The sequence below is a fragment of the Blautia massiliensis (ex Liu et al. 2021) genome, from assembly GCF_052064225.1.
GTDB classification, from domain to species: Bacteria; Bacillota; Clostridia; order Lachnospirales; family Lachnospiraceae; genus Blautia_A; species Blautia_A fusiformis.
Window position 1 is genome coordinate 1 of record NZ_JBQHWA010000001.1, and the last position, 25,957, is coordinate 25,957.

Genomic DNA, 25,957 nt, shown 5'->3' on the forward strand with positions numbered 1-25,957 from the left:
TATCCCCCTGTATAAGGCAGGTTACCCACGCGTTACTCACCCGTCCGCCACTAGAAACAATCTAAATCTGCCGAAGCTTCAATAAAAGGTTTCCCGTTCGACTTGCATGTGTTAAGCACGCCGCCAGCGTTCATCCTGAGCCAGGATCAAACTCTCTGATAAAATGTTTGATTCATTTACTCAAGACAACCGTTTGGCTATCTCTCGTTTTTACTGCTTTTGGTTTGTTTAAACCGTTCTTTAAATGTAAAGAAATTTTCGAGAATCGTATGTGTTTCACTGTTTAGTTATCAAGGTTTGTTGCGTCTGTCTCTCAGACAGCTCGTTTATTTTATCTCATTCTCAACTGCTTGTCAAGAACTTTTTTTAATTTTTTTGAATCATTTAGTCTTCAAAAAAATTAAAGCGGAGAAGGAGGGATTTGAACCCTCGCGCCGCGTTAACGACCTACTCCCTTTCCAGGGGAGCCCCTTCGGCCAGCTTGGGTACTTCTCCAAATTGCCCTACTTATTAAGTAGTTCCGATATTTATCTCTGCCGTCCTCAGCGACAGGTGATATTATATCTCGTATCTTTTATGTTGTCAAGTACTTTTTTAACTTTTTTTAAAAAGTTTTTATTCTGTATTTGACAAACGGAGAGAGTGGGATTCGAACCCACGCGCCCTTGCGGACAAACGGTTTTCAAGACCGCCTCGTTATGACCACTTCGATATCTCTCCATATAATGTTTTTCAACATTTTTGTGCTGTTTTGTCAGCGCATGTTGTATTCTATCATCAAATATCTCCCCTGTCAATAACAAATTTGATATTTTTTTCAAAAAATTGGACATATAGCTTCAATTTCTGCTATATGTCCATATTTACCGGGATTTTCACCCTGTTCTGCTCTCTATTCTACTCTCTGTTTTCCTTCAAAAATGCCTCCGCAACCACCAGATCTTCCGGTGTTGTGATCTTGATATTACGATAAGAACCTTCTGAAAAGCGGATCTTCACCCCGGTCTCATGTTCTGCAACCATGGCATCATCTGTAATTCCGGTCATTTCCTTCTGCCGAATGCTGGTATATGCGCCATAGATCAGCGGGTACTGAAAGATCTGCGGAGTCTGGACGATCCATACACTGCTGCGATCCGGAGTTTCACTGACATTCCCATCCTCATCTGCGATCTTAACTGTATCCTTGGAAGGCATGCCTGTAACACTGGCACCTGTCTGTGCTGCTGCCATAAGTCCTCTTTCAATGATCCCATGATCAATAAATGGTCTGGCACCGTCATGGATCAGCACATACTCTGTGTCTTTACACGCACGAAGTCCTTCATAAACAGAATCGTACCGTTCTTTTCCGCCGGATACTACAGCAGAAACCTTTGTAAAACCATATTTTTCCACGATTTCTTCTTTGCACCAGAAAACATATTCCTCCCCTGTTACCAGGATCACATCCCTGATCAGCGGACTTTCCTGAAAACAGCGCAGAGAATAACAGAGCACCGGCATCCCGTCAAGCTCCATAAACTGCTTCTGTATTTTGCTGTGCATTCTCTTTCCCTGGCCTGCTGCCAGGACAATAGCTGTATTTCTGCACTCTCCCATGATCAATTACCCCGGATTCTTTTATCTTTCGCCAAGCTTCAGGTTCGGAACCGCATTCAGATCCCAGCTGTGGCGTGTTCCCCTGATATATTCATAGTAAGCTGCCACTCCGATCATCGCTGCGTTATCCGTACAGAAGATCGGTGACGGACGGTAAAATTTGTATCCACGTTCTGTACATGCTTTTTCCATAGCAGTGCGAAGTGCTCCGTTGGAAGCAACACCTCCTGCAATGGCAACCTTTTTCATGCCAAAATCAGCTGCTGCCTGCATGGTATGCTCTACCAGTACGTCAACAACCGCCTTCTGGAAGGATGCCGCGATATCTGCACGGTTTACTTCCTCACCTTTCATTTTTGCCCCGTTTAAATAATTAAGAACTGCGGACTTCACGCCGCTGAAGCTGAAATCATATGGATTTTCGCCGATTTTTGCACGTGGAAACTCGATAGCGTCCGGATTTCCTTCCTTTGCCAGCTTATCGATCTTCGGTCCTCCCGGATATCCCAGCCCAATGGCACGTGCAACCTTATCAAATGCCTCACCTGCCGCATCGTCTCTGGTTCGGCCCAGGATCTCAAACTGGCCGTAGTCATTCACAATAACAAGATGGGTGTGTCCACCGGATACAATGGCACAGAGAAACGGCGGTTCCAGATCCGGATGCTCAATATAATTGGCAGAAACATGTCCTTCTATATGATGCACGCCTACCAGTGGCAGGTTTCTTGCATAGGCAATAGCCTTGGCTTCTGCCACACCTACAAGAAGTGCACCGACAAGCCCCGGTCCATAGGTTACACCGATAGCATCAATATCATCCAGAGTGACATTTGCCTCGTCCAGCGCTTCCTGGATGACCTGGTTGATCCTTTCTATATGATTTCTGGAGGCGATCTCCGGTACAACACCTCCGTACAGTTTATGGATCTCAATCTGTGAGGAAATCACGTTTGATAAGACAGTCCTTCCATTTTTTACAACGGAAGCTGCCGTTTCATCACAGGAGCTCTCAATACCAAGAATTAATGTATCTTTCATTTTTTCAGTCCTCTTCAAAATTCAGTTCCACACTCTTCCCGTCTTTTCCCGGCCATGCCTTCGGAAAGATCTCACGTACTGTATCCATGTAATCATCCGGACGTACCAGAGAAGGGCTGTAATGGGTCAGCCACATTTCCCCCACTTCCGCTTCACGGGCAAGAGTGGCCGCTTCACGAAACGTCATGTGTTTGTAGCCTTTTGCCTTTTCGATCTTGTCATCTTCACCGTACATTCCCTCACAGATAAAAAGATCGGAACCTTTTGCATTACGTAAAATAGACTCTGTCGGTCTGGTATCTGTGGTATAGGTAAGCTTGATCCCTTTTCTTGGCGGACCAAGCACCATATCCGGTGTGTAGATCCTTCCCTCATCCTCCACAGTCTGTCCCTTCTGCAGCGGATTCCAGAATTTCAGCGGAATCTCATGTGCACTGGCACTGTCAGGAGAAAATTTTCCCTGGCGCAGGATCTCAAGGGTATATCCATAGCAGGTAACATTATGGTTCACCCGAAATGCAGTGATCCGGTAACCGTTCAGTTCCAGAACCTCCTCCGGTTTCGTGATCTCGATAAATTTAATTTCAAAGGGCAGCTCCGGTGCGATCACACGAAGTGCGCTTACCACACGTTCCAGTCCTCTTGGGCCTACCAGAGTCAGCGGTTCTGTGCGGTCTGCATTTCCCATAGTCAAAAGGAGTCCCGGAAGTCCGCTGATATGATCCCCATGATAATGGGTAAAACAGATCACATCAATAGGCTTGAAGCTCCAGCCCTTTTCTTTAATGGCCACCTGAGTGCCTTCCCCGCAATCGATCATCAGACTGCTGCCGTTATAACGGGTCATCAGTGCGGTAAGCCATCTGCGTGGCAGCGGCATCATTCCTCCGCAGCCAAGTAAACAAACATCTAACATATTTTTCCTCTTTTCCTGTTCTGTGGCAAAGTTTAGCATACTTATCCCGTACAGACAAGTACCTCTCCCGGGTAAGCCTATTCAGAAACTGCGGTGCGTGTCATAAGAACAGCATCCTCTGTGGGATCTGTATAGTATCCCTTTCGCAGGCCATCCCGCACAAATCCCTGACGTTCATAAAGCCGGATCGCAGTCTCATTTCCTGCCCGAACCTCCAGATGGATCATGGTGATCCCACGCTCTTCTGCCAGACGGATCATACTTTCCATAAGGAAATTTCCGATTCCCTCTCTCTGACGGTCTCTGCGGACAGCCACATTGGTCACATCCCCCTCATCCAGCACCGTAAGAAGACCACAATATCCCAGGATCCGGCCCTTTTCTTCCACAACAAGAAACATCCCGTTCTCTTTCATAAGAAATGTCAGAAATCCCTCTTTTGTCCAGGGGACTGAAAAAAGTTCCTCTTCGATCTCCATAACCTGATCCAGATCATCCACAAGCATTTCTCTTAAGATCATGCGTTTTCCCCTTCTGATCCTTTTTTCAGTTTCTGGGCACGCTCCCGCTCAGCCTGTGAAACACGGAGATAATCCGGTTTGTGCTCAGCCGCTGTCTCGGTTCTGCCTTCTTTATAATAAAGGACACCAAGTGCACCTACAGCACCTGCTCTCTGTCTGGAAAGATGGGCCGGTGCAAAAGAAAACGGTACAGTAAGCTTATCTGCGATGATATCTTTAAATACCGGGACTCCGTCTCCGAGGAATGTTACGGCTTCTCCCATCTCATTCAGCATGGAAAGAAGCTCCTCAATTCCCACTGCCATCTGATCCTTTACCGTCATGAGCCTGTGATCCTCGTAACGATAGATTCCCGTATAAACCTGCTTTCTTCTGGCATCCATGATCGGACAGATCAGGCCGTTTACATCATAGAGATTATAGGCCAGTGCCTCCACAGTCGGAATCCCGACCAGTGGTTTGTCAAGGGCAAGTCCAAGTCCCTTGGCTGTGGCAGAGCCAATACGGAGTCCGGTAAAAGAGCCCGGTCCCTTGGCTACCGCAATAGCGTCAATCGTCTTCAGATCCAGCTCTGTCATCTTCACGATCTCATCCAGCATGGGAAGAAGAGTCTGGGAATGTGTTTTCTTATAATTAACTGTATATTCAGCTACCAGTGTATCGTCCTCCACAACGGCTACGGATGCCACGATTCCGGAACTGTCCAGTGCCAAAACTCTCATTCTGTCTTTTCTCCTCTCTCCTCAATGGTGATCTTTCTGTATTCAAAGCCCTTCTCAAGATCTTTTTCAATGGTAACTTCGATCCTTTTTTCCGGCAGGATCTCCTCAATGAGCTCCGCCCATTCGATCAGACAGATTCCCTGCCCGAAAAAATAATCATCGTATCCGATCTCTTCCATTTCTTCCAGATCCCCGATACGATATACATCAAAATGATAAAATGGCAGACGTCCGTCTTCATATTCCTGGATAATGGTAAACGTAGGGCTGTTTACAGGTTCTGTAATTCCAAGACCTGCTGCCACTCCCTGTGTAAACACGGTTTTTCCAACTCCCAGATCGCCTGTCAGTGTGTAGATCTGTCCCGGCTTCGCATTCATTCCGATCGTCCTTCCGACCTCGAATGTTTCCTCAGGATCATGCGTTTCTATGACCATATTTTCCACCTTTTTCTTGCACAATTATTCTTTGCATATTATAATAGAGCGAACAGCGAAATACAATACTTTTTGAAAAGGAGTGCGAAAACTATGGCAAATCCTATCGTTACCATCACAATGGATAATGGCGATGTAATGAAAGCGGAATTATATCCGGAAGTTGCCCCGAACACAGTAAATAACTTCATCAGCCTTGTAAAAAAAGGCTTTTATGACGGCCTGATCTTCCACCGTGTCATCAACGGCTTTATGATCCAGGGCGGATGCCCGGACGGAACCGGTATGGGTGGCCCGGGATACAGCATCAAGGGTGAGTTCTCCCAGAACCGTTTCAAAAACGACCTGAAGCATACACCAGGTGTTCTCTCCATGGCAAGAGCCATGAATCCGAACTCTGCCGGAAGCCAGTTCTTTATCATGCACAAGGCTGCTCCGCATCTTGACGGAAGCTATGCTGCATTCGGTCAGATCATTGAGGGCATGGATGTTGTAAATGCTATCGCAGAGACAGACACGGACTACAGTGACCGTCCTCTTGACGAGCAGAAGATCAGCTCCATGACTGTTGATACCTTTGGTGTGGATTATCCGGAACCGGAGAAATGCTGACAGGAATAATTTTCTAAAATAAAAAAGCCCCGCGAAGAGCAGACTGTAACGCAGATCATCTGCCCTCTTCCCGGGGTATTTTTATACTGACATTCTCTTTTCTTTTACTTTTCGAAGGTCTTCACTTCTCCGTTTACTTTCGCAAAATACAGTTCTGCATCCTTCTCAAGTCCGGCTCTTCCGTTTGTTCCTTCTGTGATCGCCTTCTTCACCTCTTCGACCTGATCATCCGGCACAAGAAGCTTCAGGACAACCTTGTCGGTATATTCGGAATCCAGGATTGGCAAACTTCTTTCTCCTGCGATATACTGGATCTTTCCGATCCCTGTATAATCCGTCGTCACCTGAAGAGAGATCCCATGATGCTTCTCAATGACGGTACTTGCCGCCAGTCCTGCCTGGACTGCACCGGAATATGCCCGCACAAGCCCTCCTGTCCCAAGAAGGACACCTCCAAAATATCTGGTCACCACAATGGCCGCATTATAGATCCCGACTCCCAGAAGCACATCCAGCATAGGCCTTCCGGCTGTTCCGGATGGTTCTCCGTCATCACTGCAGCGGGTGGCTTCCCGGTTCATCCCTACGGAATATACATAGCAGTTATGACGTGCATCCCAGTATTTTTTTTTCATTTCTTCGATAAAGGCAAGGGCCTCTTCTTCTGTTTCCACAGGACGGACGGTTGCGATGAAACGGGATTTTTTTTCCACAAGTTCGCCTTCGCCGCCTTCGTATATGGTTTTATAATGTTCCAGCATGGTTTACGCCTCCGTTATCTATATCCAACCCTCTGTTTCAGGCAGAGTTTTCTTTATTGTATAATAATTATCTTCATTGCACAATGTATAAGATATCATGAATTGTGAAATTTTTTTTAAGGCTTTATTTGGCTTTCCATATTTGTTATAATAAAACGGATTATAAAGGAGGAATATTATGAACTACGGAAAAAGATCCACTTCCAAGAAGCGGAATGCTCTGATCTCCCGTACTTCCATGCTGGAAAAAAGAGCACATGTTTCGTTTATCCGGGTTTTATTTACAGCTCTGATCGCAGTCTGCGTCATGGTTGTCTGCCTTGGTATCGGCTCCTTCCGGGGCGTGATCGCCGGAGCACCTGACGTCAACGATGTGGATATTTCACCTCTCGGATATGCAACCTTCCTGTATGATGACCAGGGAACACAGATCCGACAGCTTTCAGCCCCTACATCCAACCGTCTTCCGGTCTCCCTGGACCAGATCCCGGTCAGTCTGCAGCATGCAGTGGTAGCCATTGAGGATGAGCGTTTTTATGAACATAACGGTATTGATGTCCGCGGTATCGCACGTGCCGCAATGAAGGCGATCACCACCGGTAACTTTTCCGAGGGTGCCAGTACCATCACACAGCAGCTTCTGAAGAATAATGTTTTCACTGACTGGACCAACGAATCCACACAGCTGGAACGTTTCACACGTAAGTTCCAGGAGCAGTACCTTGCTGTACAGATTGAAAAAAAATATGACAAAAATGTGATTCTTGAGAATTACCTGAATACCATTAACCTGGGTGCAGGTTCCTACGGTGTACAGGCCGCTTCCAAAAAATACTTTAACAAAGACGTATGGGATCTGAATCTTTCTGAATGTGCCACCCTTGCCGGCATCACGCAAAACCCTACCAAATTCAATCCGATCACCAATCCAAAAGCAAACTCCAAGAGACGGAAGGAAGTCCTGGATCACATGCTGGATCAGAATTACATCTCACAGGATGAATATAATGCAGCACTGAATGATGACGTTTATTCCCGTATCCAGGCCGCACAGCTTGAGAACACCGAAGAAGAAAGTACTGTTTACACGTATTTCGAAGATGAGGTTACCAATCAGGTCATCAGCGACCTGATGAATATTAAAGGATATACCAAGACACAGGCTACCAATCTTCTTTACAGCGGTGGTCTGAAAATCATGACAACCCTGGATTCCAACATGCAGCAGATCCTTGATGAGGAATATGCAAACCCTGATAACTATCCGGCCAATGTTCAGTATGAACTGGATTATGCACTGACTGTACAAAGCCCGGATGGAAAACAGACAAACTACAGCAAAGAAATGCTGCAGCTGTATTTCCGTGATCAGGATCCGGAATTTGATCTTCTCTTTGATTCTCCTGAAGAAGGTCAGCAGTATGTGGATCAATACAAGGCTAACATCCTGGCAGACGGAAGCACCGTAGTATCTGAGCGTGTAAACTTTGCGCCACAGCCACAGTCTTCCATGACTGTCATTGACCAGCATACCGGTTACGTAAAAGCCCTGATCGGAGGCCGTGGCGAAAAAACAGCCAGCCTGACCCTGAACCGTGCCACGGATACCACCAGACAGCCCGGTTCTACCTTTAAGATTGTATCCACCTATGCTCCGGCTCTGAATGAAAAAGGTGATACACTGGCTACTACATTTATGGATGAGCCATATGAATATCCGGACGGTTCTCCGGTTAACAACGCAACACGAAGCTACGGCGGCGAAACCACCATCCGTAAGGCAATCCAGAATTCCATCAACGTTGTGGCAGTCAAATGCCTGGAACAGGTTACTCCGGCTCTTGGTCTTAAATATCTGGATGATTTCGGATTTACTACTCTGGCACATGGAACTGAGGCAGATAAAGATGCCAACGGAAATATCTGGAGTGACGCCAACCTGGCTACTGCTCTTGGCGGTATCACCAAAGGTGTCAAGAACGTGGAACTTTGTGCTGCATATGCAGCCATTGCTAATGGCGGGAACTATATCAAACCGATCTATTATACACAGATCCTTGATCATGACGGAAATGTTCTGATCGAGAACTCCTCCGTTTCCAGATCTGTGATCAAAGACAGTACCGCTTATCTTCTTACAAGCGCCATGGAAGACGTTGTAAAAAAAGGTACCGGTACCGCCTGCCAGCTGGACAATATGACTGTAGCCGGAAAAACAGGTACTACAGAGGACTACAATGACCTGTGGTTCGTAGGCTACACACCGTACTACACCTGTGCAGTATGGTCCGGCTATGACAACAACGAAAAAATTCCGGAAGATGCCCGTAACTTCCACAAAAACCTCTGGAAAAAGGTTATGACCCGTATCCACGAGGGCCTGGAGGACAGAGATTTCGATATGCCTTCCAGTGTGGAAAAAGCCAGTGTCTGCGCAGAAACCGGTCTTCTTCCCAGATCCGGATGCCCGACTATCACAGAGTATTTTGATATCTCCAGTCTTCCCACCGAATACTGTGATCAGCATTTCTACGGCAGCAGCGATTACGATGAAGAGGACTATTATTATAACGAAGATACGGACGCCGATACCGATGCAGCAGCTGAAGCGATTCCAAGCGCAGCTCCGGACAGTACTGACAGCACCGACACTGACAATACTGACAATTCCGATGACGGTTCCGATAATACCGGTGATGATACTGACAATTCCGGAACAGACGACAACACCGGTGGTGATGACGGCAGCTATGATAACAACAATGATACCGGTGGCGATGACGGCAGCTATGATAACAACAATGATACCGGTGGCGATGACGGCAGCTATGACACCGGCGAAGATCCGGTAGAATATTATGAATGATCTCCATTATAGGTATCTTTCATAAACAACATATAAAAAAAGTGGTTTCCTGAAATATGGAAACCACTTTTTTTACTTTTAATAACTTCTTACTGTCTCACAGTTTATCAGTTCAGGCAAGTCCCACCCACCGCTTATTACTTTTCGCAATTGAAGCAGGGGACTTCCCTGGTTCGGTTAAAGTACCATCTTGGCTGCACCGTAGATTCCTGCATCATTGCCAAGTGTCGCGATCACGATAGGAGTATCCTTGCAGGATTCAAAAGCATACTCTCTGTAATATTTCCGGATACAGTCAATAAGCGGCTGTCCGGCCTTGGAAACTCCTCCGCCGATAACAATGGTCTCCGGATCTGTCACACAGCAAATAATGGCAAGAGCACCACCCAACTGCTCTCCGACCTTTTCCATGGTTGCTACAGCTACCGGATCATTCTCCTTAAATGCGTCCAGAACTGCTTTTGCTGAAATCTCTCCGGCATCTCTGAGAACACTGTTCTCACCGGAAGCTGCAAGCTCTTTTTTTGCCATGCGGACAATTCCGGTCGCAGAAGCATACTGTTCCAGACAGCCCCTGTTTCCGCAGTTGCAGGATTCTGTTTCATGATGATCCACATTGGCATGTCCGATCTCACCGCCAGCTCCGTGATGTCCGGTCACGATCTTTCCATCAACAATGATACCACCGCCTACACCTGTTCCAAGTGTGACCATGATCACATCGGAGGAGCCTGCTGCAGCACCCTTCCATGCCTCTCCCAATGCCGCTACATTGGCGTCATTTCCGGCTTCCGCATGAAGACCTGTAAGTTCTTCCATCTCTCCCACAACGTTCTTATATCCCCAGAAGAGATTTACTGCACGTGATACTTCGCCTTTGGAGTTTACCGGTCCCGGAACACCGATCCCGACGCCTTCTACATCATCTTTGGAAATGCCTTTTTCTTCGATCTTTGCTTTTACGGCTGCTGCCACATCCGGAAGGATCTGATCTCCGTTGTTCTCCTTGCGGGTCGGAATCTCCCATTTCTCAACAAGAGTGCCATCTGTGCGGAAAAGTCCGCATTTTACAGTAGTTCCACCTACATCGATTCCAAAACAATATGTTCCCATTTCTTACCCTCTCTTATTCTTCGTCATCCGAATTTTCTCTCTTTTTCGCAAGATTCGCCTGTACACGCTTATACAGAGCCTCTGCCGCATTGTATCCCATCTTCTTCTGTCTGTGGTTGACAGCCGCTGCCTCAACGATGATCGCCAGGTTACGGCCCGGACGGATCGGAAGAGAATGGCATACTACCTTGTTTCCAAGATACTCTGTATACTCCTCATGCAGTCCAAGACGATCGTATTCCTTGTCTCTGTCCCACTCCTCAAGCTTAATCACAAGATCGATGGACTGGGTATCCTTAACGCTCTCTACACCGAACAGTGTTTTTACATCGATGATACCGATACCACGAAGCTCAATAAAATGACGTGTGATATCCGGTGCAGATCCCACCAGTGTTACGTCACTGACCTTACGGATCTCAACAACATCATCACTGACAAGACGATGGCCTCTCTTGATCAGCTCCAGGGCTGCCTCGCTCTTACCAATACCGCTCTCACCTGTGATCAGGATTCCCTCGCCGTAAACATCAACCAGCACACCATGAATAGAAATACATGGTGCAAGCTGCACGCCCAGCCAGCGGATGATTTCTGCCATGAAGCTGGATGTTGTTCTTTCTGTCACGAATGTCGGAACATTATATTTAACAGCCAGATCGATCATGTCCTGAGACGGACGGGTCATGGTACTGAAAATAACACATGGGATCTTGCTGGAAATGAAACGTTCATATTTAAAACGTCTCTCCTCCTCATTAAGCTGCATCAGATACGTATACTCTACATATCCGATGATCTGAACTCGTTCATTGGCAAAATGCTCCAGATATCCGGTAAGCTGAAGCGCAGGTCTGTTGATCTCCGCAGTCTTGATCACGATGCCTGACAGGTCGATTTCCGGAGTCAGATTATTAAGCTCCAGTTCCTGTACCATCTTTGTCAACTGTACACCCTTCATACTTTTGTCTCCTTTTCGCTGAAAGTTTGCATTCTCACTGCCGTTTTGCCGTGGCGTGAGACACCTTATCTTTAATTATACACAATCACAGTTGAAACTGCAATGCAGCATCAGGATTTATGGAAAAATTCATAGACCTGACGGGCGCTTCTGGCATTCATGCTCTCTGTCTGTGCCAGTTCTTCCTCCGATGCATCCCGGATATTTTCCACAGATTTAAATTTACGCAGAAGAGCTTTCCTCCTGGTATCACCAATCCCCGGGATATCATCCAGGATAGAATGGACCTGTTCCCTGCTCCTGAGGGAACGATGGTATTCAATGGCAAACCGATGGGCTTCGTCCTGGATCCTGGTGATCAGGCGGAAGCCTTCGCCGGATGTGTCAATGGAGATCTCCACATTGTTGAAATACAGGCCTCTCGTCCGATGATGATCGTCCTTGACCATACCGCAGACCGGGATGCTTATCCCAAGCTCATTCAGCACCTTCAGAGCGATATTTACCTGCCCCCTTCCACCATCCATCAGGATCAGATCCGGAAGCCTTGCAAAGCTGTCAAATTCTCCGTTACTCTCATGAGTGAACCTTCGGGTCAGAACCTCTTCCATGCTGGCATAATCGTTGGGTCCCTGTACCCATTTGATCTTGAACTTACGGTAATCACTGCGTTTGGGACGGCCTTTTTCATAAACTACCATGGATCCCACAGACTCAAAGCCACTGATATTTGAAATATCATAGGCTTCCATGCGCACCACATTTTTCAAGCCCAGCCATTCTTCCACCTCGTGAACAGCTCCGATGGTTCGTCCTTCCTCCCGCCTGATCCGTTCTCTGTCCTTGGCAAGTACCATACGGGCATTTTCCAGGGCAAGTTCTACCAGCTTTTCCTTGGTTCCCTTCTTCGGGACCCGGATGTGTACCTTCTGCTTTCTTCTTCCTGACAACCACTCCTCGATGATATCTGCATCTTCGATCTCACTCTGGAGCATGATCTCAGATGGAATAAATGGCGTTCCCGCATAAAACTGTTTCAGAAAGCTTGAAAGGACCTGCGCCTTTGTATCGCCCTTTGCCACACGGAGATAAAAATGATCTCTGCCGATCAGCCTGCCATCCCGGATAAAAAACACCTGGACAACCGCATCCTGATCCCTGAGGTCTTCACTGTCATCCATGGCTACTGCAATGATGTCCCTGTCTTCCTGCCCGTAGCCGGTGATCTTCTGCCGTTCCCCGATCTTCCGGATACTGCTGATCAGGTCCCGGTATTCCATAGCATCTTCGTAGCGCATTTCCTCCGAAGCTTTCTGCATTTTTTCCATCAGCTCACTAATGGCGTCCTGAAAATCTCCATTCAGAAATTTGATCACCTTATTGATATTCTTCCGGTATTCTTCCTGGCTGACATATCCCTGGCAGGGTGCCTTGCACTGTTTCATATGATAGTACAGACAGGGCCGGTCCTTTCCGGTATCTCTCGGAAGACTGCGGTTGCAGGAGCGCACCTGATACAGCTTCCGCACCAGTTCGATCACGTCCTTTACTGCTCCGCCACTTGTATAGGGACCAAAATATTTTGCCTTGTCCTTTTTCATTCTCCTGGCAAAAAGCACTCTCGGGTATGGCTCATGAACTGTCACCTTAATAAACGGATAGCTCTTGTCATCTTTGAGCATGGTATTATATTTCGGACGATGTTCCTTGATAAGATTACACTCCAGCACAAGGGCTTCCAGCTCCGAATCCGTAATAATGTACTCAAATCTGGTAATATGTGTAACCATCCGTTCAATCTTGGCACCTTTATTACGACTGCTCTGGAAATACTGGCGCACACGATTCTTAAGGCTTATGGCTTTTCCCACATAGATGATCTCGTCTTTCTCGCCATGCATGATATAAACTCCCGGTTTTGCCGGAAGCTTCTTTAATTCTTCCTCGATTATGAACATACTTTATTCTCCTGTTTTACTATTACAGTAATAAGAAAACCGGGATTTCTCCCGGTTTTCTTATGATCTGTTTTATGCCTGTGATCCCGGCTTTTCTTCTGTTTCTGCATGATCGCTATCTGTTGCCTGAGCAGATTCTTCTGTTTTCTCCGGTGCCTGCATATCCTCTGTCAGTTCCTGTCCGGATATCTCCGGTCTGAACTGAACCGATTCTGTACTTTTTGCAGCCTCGTTATTTTCCGCGATCATTTCAATATCCTGTTTATTGGACACTTCTTTTTCATCCTCGGAAAGTACCAGATCATCCAGATTCTCCGGGATATCCAGGCCCTGCTGAACTGCACGGAGGATCTTCATGAACTCTTTACCTGTAATGGTTTCCTTGCGGATCAGATATTCCGCAATCTTATCCATCTCTGTTCTGTGACTTCCAAGGATCCTCTTGGCTTCCTCATAGGAATGGTGGAGAAGCTTCATCACCTCATGATCGATCTCTGTTGCGGTATCATCACCACAGTTTAAAACTGCTCTTCCGCTGAGATACTGGTTCTCCTGTGTAGCAAGTCCCATCAGTCCGAACTTCTCAGACATACCATACTGTGTGATCATGGCTCTGGCCACCTTGGTAGCCTGCTCAATATCATTGGCTGCACCTGTAGTAACTGTGTCAAAAACGATCTCCTCTGCAGCACGTCCGCCAAGATAGCCTACCAGCATAGCTTCCAGTTCTTTCTTGGTGTTGAGATATTTTTCTTCCTCAGGTACCTGCATAACGTAACCCAGTGCTCCCATGGTACGGGGTACGATGGTGATCTTCTGTACAGGCTCCGCATCCTTCTGGAGTGCATTTACCAGTGCGTGTCCGACTTCATGGTAGGATACGATCCGGCGTTCCTGTTTGCTTAAGATACGGTCCTTCTTCTCTTTTCCCACCAGAACTACTTCTACGGATTCCTCCAGGTCCTTCTGTGATACAGCTTTACGTCCCTTCTTGACTGCAAGGATCGCAGCCTCATTGATCATATTGGCAAGATCAGAGCCTACCGCACCGGAAGTTGCAAGTGCAACAGCTTCAAAATCAACGGTGTCATCCAGAAGTACGTTCTTGGCATGTACCTTCAGGATATCCACCCTTCCTTTAAGATCCGGTCTGTCAACGATCACACGTCTGTCAAAACGTCCCGGACGAAGAAGAGCCGGATCAAGAACCTCCGGTCTGTTGGTCGCAGCAAGGATCAGAAGTCCCTTGGATGTATCAAAGCCATCCATCTCCGCAAGCAGCTGGTTCAATGTCTGCTCACGCTCATCATTTCCGCCGCCATAGCGGGAATCACGGCTTTTACCAATGGCATCGATCTCATCGATAAATACGATACACGGAGCATTCTTCTTGGCTTCCTCGAAAAGGTCACGGACACGTGAGGCACCCACGCCCACAAACATCTCCACAAATTCCGAGCCGGAAAGAGAGAAGAACGGTACCTGCGCTTCGCCTGCAACAGCCTTGGCAAGTAATGTCTTACCGGTTCCCGGAGGGCCTACAAGAAGTGCGCCCTTAGGCAGCTTGGCTCCGATGGCTGTGTATTTTCCGGGGTTGTGAAGAAAATCCACAACTTCCTGGAGAGATTCCTTGGCTTCATCCTGACCTGCCACATCCTTAAAGGAAACGCCCGTTTCCTGCTGCACATATGCCTTGGCTTTGCTCTTGCCTACGCCCATGCCCATGATCCCGCCGCCTTTGTTCATGCGGCGCATGGAGAACATCAGAAGTCCGAACAAAAGCAGTGTCGGCAGAACCACGCTCAGGATCATTGCAACAAATTCACCAAAAACATCCGGCGGATCGGTCTCAAACTTGATTCCCTTTCCTTCCAGTCTCTTGGTAAGTGCTGTACTGTCTTCGGTCTTCGTGGTGTAATAGCTCATATCCTCGTACTTGGAATTCTTTTTCTTGGGTACGATCGTCAATGTACTGGACTGGATCGTTACTTCCTTAACCTGGTCCTTATCCACCATATCGATAAATTTATCATAGGAGATCTCACTGCTGTTATCCTTCAGCATATTGGTAAACAACGCGAAGCACACCAGTGTGACCAGGAGGCATATCAGAAAAGCCAGAATCGACTGATGATTTTTACCTGATCCCTGCCTGGGATCTTTGTTGTCAGGTCGCTTCCCGTCCTGATCATTATTCAGTTGATTATTCATTTTTTTCCTCCTCTTGTCATTTCTTTATTATAAAGAGAAAAACCATATAAATCAACTGCGAGATTACAAAAATACCATCGAAAAAACACCGCATTGGATGTTGCCAGTGAACGTAAAGTTGTAGTATACTGTTCCCAGTGAATTGGAAAATTAAAGAGGAGAGGAAATCAGACAAATGAAAATAGGTTTTGATAATGACAAATATCTGAAAATGCAGTCAGAACACATCCGTGAAAGAATCGGTCAGTTCGGCAACAAGCTTTATCTTGAATTCGGCGGCAAACTGTTTGACGACTACCATGCATCCCGTGTTCTTCCGGGTTTTGAACCGGACAGCAAGCTCCGCATGCTGATGCAGCTTTCTGATCAGGCGGAGATCGTTATTGTTATCAGTGCCAATGACATTGACAAGAATAAAATACGTGGCGATCTTGGGATCACCTATGACGAAGATGTACTCCGTCTTATGGATGAGTTTTCAAGCCGTGGCCTGTATGTGGGAAGCGTATGCATCACACAGTACTCCGGCCAGGAAAGTGCCGATCTCTTCAAAAAACGTCTGGAGAAACTGGGAATCCGTGTCTACAAGCTTTACCTGATCCCCGGCTATCCAAGCAACACTTCCTTTATTGTAAGTGACGAGGGTTATGGAAAGAATGATTATATTGAAACTACCAGACCTCTGGTCGTAATCACAGCACCGGGACCAGGAAGTGGAAAGATGGCAACCTGCCTTTCCCAGCTTTACCACGAATACAAACGAGGAGTAAAAGCCGGCTATGCAAAATTTGAGACCTTCCCGATCTGGAACCTTCCTCTGAAACATCCGGTAAACCTTGCCTACGAAGCTGCCACTGCTGATCTGAACGATGTCAACATGATCGACCCGTTCCATCTGGAGGCTTACGGCAAAACTACCGTCAACTACAACCGTGACGTAGAAGTTTTCCCTGTTGTACAGGCCATGTTTGAGAAGATCATGGGCAGCTGCCCTTATAAATCTCCGACAGATATGGGTGTCAACATGGCAGGTAACTGCATCGTTGACGATGAAGTATGCCAGGAGGCTTCCCGCCAGGAGATCATCCGCCGTTATTATAAGAGCATGAACGCTCTGGTTTCCGGCTCCGGCACAGAGAATGAGGTACGTAAGATCGAGCTTCTTCTCCAGCAGGCTCATGCAGAGATCACTGACCGTAAAGTTGTTCCGGCTGCCCTCGAAAAAGAAAAAGCAACCAATGGCCCTGCCGCCGCTCTGGAACTTCCTGACGGAAAGATCGTATGCGGAAAAACCTCCGATCTTCTCGGCGCATCCGCTGCTCTTCTTCTCAATGCCCTGAAAGAGCTGGCAGGAATCGATCACGAGCTTCATGTGATCTCTCCGGATGCCATCCATCCGATCCAGCAGCTGAAGACCAAATATCTTGGAAGCAAAAATCCACGTCTTCACATTGATGAGATCCTGATCGCCCTTTCCATGAGTGCCGCAACCAGCGATGCCGCACGCCTTGCCCTGGAACAGATCCCGAATCTCCGTGGATGCCAGGCTCATACTTCCGTAATGCTTTCCGATGTGGATGTGATCAGCTTCCGTAAGCTTGGTGTTGAGCTTACCTGCGAAGCCAAAAAGGAACAGAAGAAAAACTATCAGAAAGACTGATTCTCTGATAACATACCTGCTGTATAAGTAAAAAGCTATATAAGAAGCTCCGACCAGGACGATACATATATATGTCATCCCGGCCGGAGCTTTTTTATCTTATTTCTGCGTTACTGTATCCGGATACTGCTTCCCACACCTTCTCCGCCACATTGCTTGGTAACGATGATCTTATTGTCAATTCGTTCCTTCAGCTCGGAAACATGGGAAATAATCCCTACCAGGCGTCTGCCATCTGCAAGGCTGTTCAGCGCTTTTAATGCCTGCTCCAGAGACTCCTCATCCAGAGAACCGAATCCTTCATCCACAAACATGGAATCCAGCCGGATTCCCCCGGCTGAGGCCTGTATCTCATCGGAAAGTCCCAGCGCCAGGGATAACGATGCCTGGAAGGATTCCCCACCGGACAATGTCTTTACGCTTCGTTCCGTTCCGTTATAGTGATCAATGACATTCAGATCAAGACCTGCTTTTTCTTTCTGATTTTTGCTTTGTTCCTGGCGTTTCAGCTCGTACTGGCCGCTGCTCATGGTCATAAGACGGAGATTGGCTCTTCGCAGGATCCGGTCAAAATATGCCATCTGGATATAGGTTTCCAGCTCGATCTTTGCCTTTCCGTTCAGTTTTCCATTGGCTGTATCCGAAAGATTCCTGATCCATGCATATTCTTTTTCCGCTATTGTCATTTCCTCCCGGCCCTTTTGCACTTTCTGAAAAATATCCTGGTTTCCACTCTGAACGGAAAAAAGCTCTTTTCTTTTTTCTGTGAGATCTGCTTTCCTCGCAGTAGTCTGTGCATGCTGTTCTCTGATCTCCGCTTCCGGAATCTCTCCGATCTCTTTTTTCTGCGCTTCAAAAGTCTCTATAGAGGAAGCTATCCTTTCTTTTTCTGACTGAAATCTCTGCAGCGTTTCTTTCACTTTTTTGCTGTTTTCCTTCAGTTCCCCGTATTCCTGCTGCTTTTCCCAAATTTCTTTTTCCAGATCTTCTTTTCCTGCTTTCAAGGCTTCCGATTTCGTACTGTCCGCTTTACAGGACTTATCTTTTTCCGTTTCCAGACGGATCTGTCGGATCTCCTCTGCCGCATTTTGCTGCTGTTTCTGATTCTCGGATGCTTTCATACTCAGGCCGGCCTGCTCTCTGTCAAAGAAATTCTTTTTTTCCTGCAGCTCCTCTTTTTCTTTTTCAAGACGCTCCATGGCATTTTCCACTGTTTTCTTTCTTTTTGTATTTTCCTGTGCTTTCCTGATCTCTTTCTCACTTTCCGTCAGAAGATCCTCACACTGTTCCTGCGCTCTGTTTACCATGGAAGTCAGCTGTTTCCACACAGTCAGAAAATCCTCTGCCTGTCCGTTCCCGTTTTTATTTTTCTTATGGAATTCCTGAAACTCTTCCAGAAGCTCTTCTGCACTGGCTACGATCTGCCTCCAGGATGCATTGCTCTGTTCCTTTAAGCTTCCGGCTTTCAGGCTTTGATCTACAGAATCCTTCTCCATTTTATCCAGCCTGCTTTTCTCGTTATCCAGTGTTTTCTGGTCAACTGTCTGTTCTTCTGAAAGCATTCTGGGATGTGGATGGCTCAGGGAACCGCACACAGGACAGGGCATTTCATCCTTAAGCTCCCGGGCCAGAAGACCTGCCTGTGCATCCAGAAAAATGTGGAATATCTGCTGATAATATTCCCTCTGCTGCTGTGCATCTCTGTAGGCAGACTGATACTTTTTCTGCTGCTCTTTGGTTTCATCATAAAGGCCTCTGAATCTCCGGATCTCAGCAATAAGTCCATTCAGTTCTCTCTTTCTCCGCGTCTGTTTTTCTTTCTCTGTGAGCGCTTTCTGCAGGTCAAGCTCAGAATTTCCCAGCTGCTCCCGTTCCGTTTTCAGCTGCTCCATTTCTTTCTGCTGCTGTTCTTCCTGCCGGATGATCTTTTCCTTTTGCGTCTGACAGTTTTCCAGCTGTCTTTCAATTTCTCTTTGTTCTTCTTGCAGTTGCTCCAGATCCTGGTATTTCTTCAGCTTTTCCTGTTTTTCCCGGATCAGAAGGCCAAGTTCCTCACATCTCTGATCTGCATCTTTATATTTTTCTGCCTCTTCTGACGCCTTCGCAAGTTCCGAAAGAATCTTTTCAAGCTGCTCCAGAGCAAGCGCTCGTTTCTCTTCCAGGCTTCGTTTCTGTGCAGAAAGATTCAGCATGGTTTCCATTGTCCGGAGTTTCTCTTCCAATTCCTTTTCCTGTTTCTGAAGTTCCTTTTCCCGGAGTTCTCCTCTGTCAATAAACAGTTTCAGAAGCTCAAGACTCCGTTCCAGCTTTCCTTCGAATTTCGCTTTTTTAAGCCTTGAAAATTCCTCTTCTTCCATCCCTGCATCCGGCTGGAACTTCACACCATCCAGATACTGGGCGATACTCCGGCGCATCTCATCATATTCTTTATATCTGGAAATAGCCGCATCCCGGAGCTTTATCTGGAGCTGCTGGTAAAGGCCCGTATGAAAAATCTGCCGGAATATCTCCCCTCGCTGCAGAGTTCCTGCCAGCAGCAGCTTCTGAAAATCCCCCTGGGCGATCATTGCGATCTGTGTGAACTGATCGTAACTCAGTCCCAGAAGCTGTTCCACTGCCACAGTAACATCTTTTGCCTTTGTCACCGGCTGTCGGTCATCCGGATAGATCAGCTGTGCCTCAGCTTTCCTAAGAGTCTGTCCGGTGCCTCTTTTTTTCGGAGCCATATATTCCGGACTCCGGCGCACGTGATAAGTTTTCCCCTGATAGGAAAAAACAAGCTCCACAAAGGTCTCTGTGGAAGGCTCTGCATATTTGCTCCGAAACATGGCCGGATCTCTTACCTCTCCACTGGCTCTTCCATATAACGCAAAGGTGATCGCATCAAAGATCGTGGTTTTTCCCGCTCCGGTGTCACCGGTGATCAGGTAGAGACCTCCCTCTCCAAGCTTTGAAAAATCAATCTCTGTTTTGTCCGCATAGGGCCCGAAGGCACTGATGGTCAGTTTTTTCGGTCTCATTGTTTCACCTCCTGGATCTTACGGATCAGATCTTCGGAATATTTCCGCTGTTCTTCATTCATGGGCTGGTTATTCTGCAGTTCAAAAAATTCCTCAAAATATTCCAGCTCGGATTTCCTTTTCACCGTTTCTGTACCTGCGATCTCCTGGTTTTCTCTTGTGCGTCGGTTATCATATTCCAGCCTCATCAGATTCGGATAAACAGTACGGAGCTTCTGCATTACATCTACGATATCTTCTTCATCTGTCAGCGTGATCTGCACATAATCCTCTGTGTTTGTGTCCTGATAACTGGACAGTGATGTGATCTCCATGTATGTGCCTTTTAGTTTTCGCATATCCCGAAGAGGCTTCAGCGGAATCTCCCTGATCCTGAGATTTCCTTTTTCCAAAAGCTCCACAACTGTCACAGATTTCTGCTGTCCTGCCTCGGAAAAAGAATATTTCAAAGGAGTTCCGCAGTAGCGGATGTGCTCGCTTCCCACATTCTGAGGACTGTGGATATGGCCAAGTGCCACATAGTCAAAATCCCGGAACACATCTGCCTCCACCTGGTCAATACCTCCAACGGAGATCTCTTCAGAATCGCAGCGCATGGCACCGACCACAAACTGATGGGCGATCAATACATTGCGATAACGTTTATCAATCTCCATATGTGCAACTGCCGCCTGCACAGCCTCCTGGTAGGTACGGATCTCATCCACACCTTTCTCTCCTTCCAGTCCGTGCCTCACAGTTGCCGGACGCACAAATGGAAGCAGATGGATCCAAACTTCTCCATAGCTGTCCGTTAAACAGTACTTTTCTGTTTTTCCATCGTATACCGGGGACATGCAGATCCCGCTGCTGCTCATGATCTGTGAACCGAAAGCGATCCTTTCCGCACTGTCATGATTTCCGCTGATGGCATACATCGGGATCTTCCGTTTTGCAAGCCTGGTAAGAAACCGGTCAAAAAGCTGCACTGCCTCCGCCGAAGGAACCGGTCTGTCATAAAGATCACCGGCGAGAAGGATCCCATCCGGTGCTTCTTCATCAATGATCCTCAGGATTTCGTTCAAAATATATTTCTGATCTTCGATCATGGAAAACTCATTGACTCGTTTTCCTAGGTGAAGGTCTGATAAATGGATCAGTTTCATCGATCACCTCCTGCGCTCACCCAGCCTCCGAACAGTTCCGGTGCAAGATCGATCTCACAGGCATCCAGTACATCTTTTAGCTGTGAAGGATTGCTGACGCCGGTTACAGGCACAGTCTGGAATGGCTGATGGAAAAAGTATGCCAGAGACAGGGCCTGCAGGCTGTGGCCGGTTTCTTTCTGCAGCTTTAACAGCTTCTGATAGGTGAGAAGGTTTGTCTCGTTCCAGTAGGATCTTTTCATACTTTCTGAAAGACCTGTGATCTGTGTTTCCTTCTCCCGCATCCAGGATGCATCCACCTCTGCATCTGTACAGGAAAGCCCCATTTTCTGAAGTTTTGAAAAAAATCCCATTGCAGTGGAAGAAAACGGAACGGCAGCAGCGCCTGTCTCACAGTGCCACTGATATTCTTCTCTGGAAAACTCCACAAGTGTAGGATCCGGATTTGTATTTCCTCCGGGATTGATTCCTGCAAGACTCCACTGATTGGATACTGCTGTGATCCCTGAAAGATTTTGTTCTCTCAGACACTGAGCAATTTCTTTCAGCCTCTCTGTGCGGTAATTGGAAAATCCATAATAACGGATCCTGCCTTCTTTTTTCAATTCTTCCAGAATATCCACGATTTCCTCCGCCGGTTTCTCCGGATCATCTCTGTGAAGCCAGTAAAAATCCATCTCATCTTTTCCCAGTGTGCGGCAGCTCTCATCCAGATCCATGCGGATATCTTCTTTGTTCACTCTGCTGCGTCCCGGATCCTCAAAGGAATAGTGCGCGCCCTTCGTTGCCACAATAACTTTTCCCTGCATGCCACTCTCTTTCAGCCATTTTCCTATGATCTGCTCACTGCAGTTTCCATGTCCTTTTAGCCATTTGCAATAGACATTTGCCGTATCAATAAAATTTCCGCCTGCGCGTACAAATGCATTCAGAATCTCAAGGCTTTTTTCCAGGTCTGATTTATCTCCAAATCCTGCTGTTCCGAGGCAGATAGGACTGATGTTCAGATCTGTATTGTTCAGCTGTATATATTTCATCTACGTAACCTCCCGTATTCATATATATCTTTTTCTATTATAACTTTTTTCCGTAGATCCGAACAGTATATTTCCCAACTATCCATATACCACGGCACAAAAAAATCCTCCGGCACATGCATGCCGGAGGATTTGATATTCCGTTATCTTAACAATATGATTTATTTGTAAAGTGGTCCATAGTTCTTGCAAGCGCGGAAGTCTGCACCCTCTTTTTCCATACCGAATGCGTTCCAAGCTGCCGGACGATAGATATCCTTCTCAGGAACGTTGTGCATGGATACCGGGATTCTCAGCATAGAGCACATTGTAATCAGGTCTGCACCGATGTGTCCGTAGGAGATCGCACCGTGGTTAGCACCCCAGTTGTTCATTACATCGTAAGCTGTTTTGAACGGTCCCTCTTTGCCATCGCATCTTGGAGCGAACCATGTACATGGCCATGTGTAATCTGTACGTTTCCAGAGCTTGTCAGATACCTCTTCCGGAAGGGCTACTGTCCATCCCTCTGCAATCTGAAGAACCGGTCCAAGTCCTTTTACAAGGTTCAGACGGATCATAGTTGCAGGCATCTGAGCACGTGTTTCATAACGGCTGGAGTATCCGCCTCCACGGAAGTATCCGTTGTCGGCCATACACCACTCTGTATTGTCCATGATCGCTTTCTGGTCTGCCTCTGTAACATCCCACCACTGTTTCATAACTGGTGTTCCGTCAGCCTCTTTAGCCTGTCCGTTAGCATCCAGGCAAGCAGCACCGGAGTTGATCAGATGAAGGAATCCGCCAGCTTCTTTGGCAACACCCTCAAGGTCATATCCTGTAGCTTTCTTAACTGCCTCCGGGCTCCAGTATGTACGAACATCAGCGAAGATCTGAGCACGTCCTGTAAGAAGTTTCATGAACAGCATTCCAAGTCCGTTGAGAACATCGTTCTCTGTAGCAAGGATGTACGGCTCACGAGCGCCATTCCAGTCGAAGGATGTGTTCAGCATAGCCTCTGCGAAGTCACCGTTCGGATAGAAGTCTGTCCACTGTCTCTGGCCCTGGAATCCAGCTGCAAGAGCATTGTGTCCGATTGCTTCCTCGGAGAATTCCGGAGCAAGATTATCACAGCCGTTCATCAGCTCTTTGATGATAACTGCCATCTTAACAACAAACTCGAACTGCTCCTCTTTCTTCTCCGGTGAGAACTGAAGCTCTTCCGGGTTCTTGTCCCAGCCGATCTTGCAGGTCTCTTTTGCCCATTTGAGAGCTTTCTCAAACTCTTCGTGATCGTAGATACCCTCGGTCATACGACGGATGATCTCTACCTCATCAACAGACTCAACTCTCATTCCGAGATAGGACTCGATGAAATCAGAATCGATGATAGATCCGCCGATACCCATTGTTACAGAACCGATCTGCAGGTAGGATTTACCTCTCATGGATGCAGCTGCAACTGCTGCACGGCCGAATCTTAACAGTTTCTCTTTAACGTCTTCCGGAATGGATGTGTCGTCAGCTTCCTGAACGTCATGTCCGTAGATACCGAATGCCGGAAGGCCCTTCTGTGCATGTGTAGCAAGAACGGATGCCAGATATACAGCACCAGGTCTCTCTGTTCCGTTGAATCCCCATACAGCCTTGATGGTCTGTGGATCCATATCCATGGTCTCAGCTCCGTAGCACCAGCATGGTGTAACTGTAAGAGTGATATCTACACCCTCTTTACGGAATTTATCCGCACATGCAGCGCTCTCACCAACACGTCCGATGGTGGTATCAGCAATAACAACTTTTACAGGCTCACCATTTGAATATTTCAGGTTCTCCTCGAAAAGCTTTGCTGCGGATTTGGCCATGTTCATAGTCTGATCTTCCAGAGATCCTCTTACATCGAGGGCTCCTCTACGTCCGTCGATGGTTGGTCTGATACCGATAACCGGATAGCTGCCTACTAATCTGCTCTTTGCCATAGTAACAATTACCTCCTAAATTTATATTCACTATTATAACTTACTGTTTTTTCACGTTCCAACAACTCCTGTCCGAACTATGCTTTTATTATACGATTGCATCTTTTAAATTACTTGTGTTATAATAGCAAAAAACAGTACAATATTCACTTTTTCATATGAGTTCCTAAAAAATCTATAAAATTTAAGAAAGAAGGGTTGTATTTTGCACGATCTTGGAAGAAATGAGGACAGACTTCGAGGTACCTATGAATTTCCTTTTGAATTCCACCACATTGACAGCAGCCATCCACGCTATGTCATGTCCTACCACTGGCATGTAGAATGTGAAATCATGCGTGTATTACAGGGCACTCTCACCGTCACTTTAGACGAAAAAAGTTTTACAGCAAAAGCCGGAGATGTGATTTTTGTCAATAGTGGAGTTCTGCATTCCGGAATTCCTAAGGATTGTATCTATCAGTGCATTGTTTTTGATATAAACATGTTTCTGAAATTTAATTCCGTCTGCACAGAATATATGCAGAAGATCAGCCACCAGGAGCTTCTGATCTATCACCATTTCACTGAAAAGCAGCCTGATATCCAGAGATCAGTGAACTCTCTTTTTGATTCTTTCTGGCAGAGAAAGCCAGGATATGAGCTGATTGTGTTTGGACAATTTTACCACTTTTTCGGATTGGTTTTTGGTAATCATTACTACCTGGAAAGCCTGCGGAAAACCAGACGAGATTACAAGCGCATTGTCCAGCTGAAGCAGGTCGTGGAATTTATTGAAAAGAACTATGCCAGCCCTATTACCCTGCAGGAGCTTTCCGCTTCGGTTTCCATGTCTCCCAAATATTTCTGCCGGTTCTTTTCCGAGATGACGCATCAGACACCAATGGATTACCTCAACCGCCAGAGGATCGAGCAGGCCTGCTGCCAGCTGGCTACCACCGATGATTCCATCACGGAGATCGCCTACCGGAATGGCTTTAACGATCTGAGCTACTTTATCCGTACCTTCAAAAAGTACAAGGGGATCACCCCCGGCAAATATAAAAGGCGCTGAAATATTTTTCCACGTCTTAATGGCACATACCAGAGTATTACATGACAAAAAGCAGGATTTCGCACATATTGCGGATATCCTGCTTTTTGAGGAATTGGGCTGTTATATGTAAATACAGCTTTTTCGGCCTGGCGGAGAACAGTCATGCCGGAACGGATTCCCGTTTTGCAGACGGGCTATGTTCATGTCTTTATGAATACATGCTACTCTTCTGTATGAGAAAAAAAGCCGGCAGGGCAGATTTTCTGCATGAAAAAGCCGATGCAGATCGTGAAGGAGCCTGATCTCTATTCACGCAGTGACCAGCACCAGATTATGTCTTAATTGAAAGCGGATACGATCATCCACCTCACTGCTTGCTT

19 protein-coding genes, 2 tRNA genes and 1 rRNA gene are annotated in these 25,957 nt (G+C 46.8%); 4 read left to right on the forward strand and 18 right to left on the reverse strand.

The window, feature by feature from the left end:
* The 9 genes from ACTNDQ_RS00005 to tsaE all read right to left on the reverse strand — a co-directional run.
* Positions 1–162 (reverse strand): 16S ribosomal RNA (locus ACTNDQ_RS00005); the annotation flags it as partial.
* Positions 163–406: 244 nt separating this feature from the next.
* Positions 407–495, reverse strand: a tRNA-Ser gene (locus ACTNDQ_RS00010).
* A gap of 139 nt (positions 496–634) precedes the next feature.
* Positions 635–720 (reverse strand) — tRNA-Ser (locus ACTNDQ_RS00015).
* 177 nt (positions 721–897) lie between these two features.
* Positions 898–1,602 (reverse strand): 2-C-methyl-D-erythritol 4-phosphate cytidylyltransferase, encoded by a 705-nt coding sequence (gene ispD, locus ACTNDQ_RS00020; protein WP_015525917.1) that lies wholly within the window; start codon positions 1,600–1,602, stop codon positions 898–900.
* Positions 1,603–1,623: 21 nt separating this feature from the next.
* Positions 1,624–2,643 (reverse strand): tRNA (adenosine(37)-N6)-threonylcarbamoyltransferase complex transferase subunit TsaD, encoded by a 1,020-nt coding sequence (gene tsaD, locus ACTNDQ_RS00025; RefSeq protein WP_441063138.1) that lies wholly within the window; start codon positions 2,641–2,643, stop codon positions 1,624–1,626.
* Between the two features lie 4 nt (positions 2,644–2,647).
* On the reverse strand, positions 2,648–3,559 hold the full coding sequence (locus ACTNDQ_RS00030; protein WP_279201226.1) for a ribonuclease Z: 912 nt from the start codon (positions 3,557–3,559) through the stop codon (positions 2,648–2,650).
* Positions 3,560–3,636: 77 nt separating this feature from the next.
* On the reverse strand, positions 3,637–4,080 hold the full coding sequence (rimI, locus tag ACTNDQ_RS00035) for a ribosomal protein S18-alanine N-acetyltransferase (RefSeq protein ID WP_015525920.1): 444 nt from the start codon (positions 4,078–4,080) through the stop codon (positions 3,637–3,639).
* Positions 4,077–4,802: a tRNA (adenosine(37)-N6)-threonylcarbamoyltransferase complex dimerization subunit type 1 TsaB gene (gene tsaB / locus ACTNDQ_RS00040; protein ID WP_015525921.1), complete on the reverse strand. Its 726-nt coding sequence runs from the start codon at positions 4,800–4,802 to the stop codon at positions 4,077–4,079. The genes rimI and tsaB overlap by 4 nt, the downstream gene beginning before the upstream one ends.
* Positions 4,799–5,239 (reverse strand): tRNA (adenosine(37)-N6)-threonylcarbamoyltransferase complex ATPase subunit type 1 TsaE, encoded by a 441-nt coding sequence (gene tsaE / locus ACTNDQ_RS00045; protein ID WP_015525922.1) that lies wholly within the window; start codon positions 5,237–5,239, stop codon positions 4,799–4,801. The genes tsaB and tsaE overlap by 4 nt, the downstream gene beginning before the upstream one ends.
* A 93-nt stretch (positions 5,240–5,332) precedes the next feature.
* On the opposite strand from tsaE, the gene ACTNDQ_RS00050 reads away from it, so the two are divergent.
* Positions 5,333–5,851, forward strand: coding sequence for a peptidylprolyl isomerase (locus ACTNDQ_RS00050; protein WP_021651510.1), 519 nt, complete (start codon positions 5,333–5,335; stop codon positions 5,849–5,851).
* 104 nt (positions 5,852–5,955) lie between these two features.
* Here ACTNDQ_RS00050 and ACTNDQ_RS00055 read toward each other — a convergent pair whose 3' ends face one another.
* Positions 5,956–6,612, reverse strand: a complete 657-nt coding sequence (locus ACTNDQ_RS00055; RefSeq protein ID WP_279201225.1) for a YigZ family protein — start codon at positions 6,610–6,612, stop codon at positions 5,956–5,958.
* A gap of 178 nt (positions 6,613–6,790) precedes the next feature.
* Between ACTNDQ_RS00055 and ACTNDQ_RS00060 the strand changes: the two genes are divergently transcribed.
* Positions 6,791–9,478 (forward strand): transglycosylase domain-containing protein, encoded by a 2,688-nt coding sequence (locus ACTNDQ_RS00060; RefSeq protein ID WP_288787685.1) that lies wholly within the window; start codon positions 6,791–6,793, stop codon positions 9,476–9,478.
* Between the two features lie 177 nt (positions 9,479–9,655).
* Here ACTNDQ_RS00060 and ACTNDQ_RS00065 read toward each other — a convergent pair whose 3' ends face one another.
* From ACTNDQ_RS00065 to ftsH, 4 genes are all read right to left on the reverse strand, one after another.
* Positions 9,656–10,591, reverse strand: a complete 936-nt coding sequence (locus ACTNDQ_RS00065) for an ROK family glucokinase (protein WP_279201222.1) — start codon at positions 10,589–10,591, stop codon at positions 9,656–9,658.
* Positions 10,592–10,604: 13 nt separating this feature from the next.
* Positions 10,605–11,552, reverse strand: a complete 948-nt coding sequence (hprK, locus tag ACTNDQ_RS00070; protein ID WP_148448385.1) for an HPr(Ser) kinase/phosphatase — start codon at positions 11,550–11,552, stop codon at positions 10,605–10,607.
* 110 nt (positions 11,553–11,662) lie between these two features.
* Complete coding sequence (uvrC, locus tag ACTNDQ_RS00075) at positions 11,663–13,510, reverse strand: excinuclease ABC subunit UvrC (protein ID WP_320810497.1); 1,848 nt, start codon at positions 13,508–13,510, stop codon at positions 11,663–11,665.
* A 72-nt stretch (positions 13,511–13,582) separates the two neighbouring features.
* Positions 13,583–15,721 (reverse strand): ATP-dependent zinc metalloprotease FtsH, encoded by a 2,139-nt coding sequence (gene ftsH / locus ACTNDQ_RS00080; RefSeq protein WP_278795383.1) that lies wholly within the window; start codon positions 15,719–15,721, stop codon positions 13,583–13,585.
* 175 nt (positions 15,722–15,896) lie between these two features.
* Between ftsH and ACTNDQ_RS00085 the strand changes: the two genes are divergently transcribed.
* Complete coding sequence (locus ACTNDQ_RS00085; RefSeq protein ID WP_129976053.1) at positions 15,897–17,381, forward strand: DUF1846 domain-containing protein; 1,485 nt, start codon at positions 15,897–15,899, stop codon at positions 17,379–17,381.
* Positions 17,382–17,491: 110 nt separating this feature from the next.
* On the opposite strand, the gene ACTNDQ_RS00090 is transcribed toward ACTNDQ_RS00085, so the two are convergent.
* From ACTNDQ_RS00090 to ACTNDQ_RS00105, 4 genes are all read right to left on the reverse strand, one after another.
* Positions 17,492–20,401 (reverse strand): AAA family ATPase, encoded by a 2,910-nt coding sequence (locus tag ACTNDQ_RS00090; RefSeq protein WP_441063142.1) that lies wholly within the window; start codon positions 20,399–20,401, stop codon positions 17,492–17,494.
* Positions 20,398–21,546 (reverse strand): exonuclease SbcCD subunit D, encoded by a 1,149-nt coding sequence (locus ACTNDQ_RS00095; protein ID WP_441063143.1) that lies wholly within the window; start codon positions 21,544–21,546, stop codon positions 20,398–20,400. Before ACTNDQ_RS00095 ends, ACTNDQ_RS00090 begins: the two co-directional genes overlap by 4 nt.
* Complete coding sequence (locus tag ACTNDQ_RS00100; protein ID WP_441063144.1) at positions 21,543–22,583, reverse strand: aldo/keto reductase; 1,041 nt, start codon at positions 22,581–22,583, stop codon at positions 21,543–21,545. The genes ACTNDQ_RS00095 and ACTNDQ_RS00100 overlap by 4 nt, the downstream gene beginning before the upstream one ends.
* A gap of 161 nt (positions 22,584–22,744) precedes the next feature.
* A complete protein-coding gene (locus ACTNDQ_RS00105; protein WP_015525941.1) occupies positions 22,745–24,541 on the reverse strand; it encodes an L-fucose isomerase in 1,797 nt (598 codons plus the stop codon).
* A 205-nt stretch (positions 24,542–24,746) separates the two neighbouring features.
* Here ACTNDQ_RS00105 and ACTNDQ_RS00110 point away from each other — a divergent pair, with 205 nt between their 5' ends.
* Positions 24,747–25,595, forward strand: coding sequence for an AraC family transcriptional regulator (locus tag ACTNDQ_RS00110; protein WP_441063145.1), 849 nt, complete (start codon positions 24,747–24,749; stop codon positions 25,593–25,595).
* The last annotated feature ends 362 nt before the right edge of the window (positions 25,596–25,957 follow it).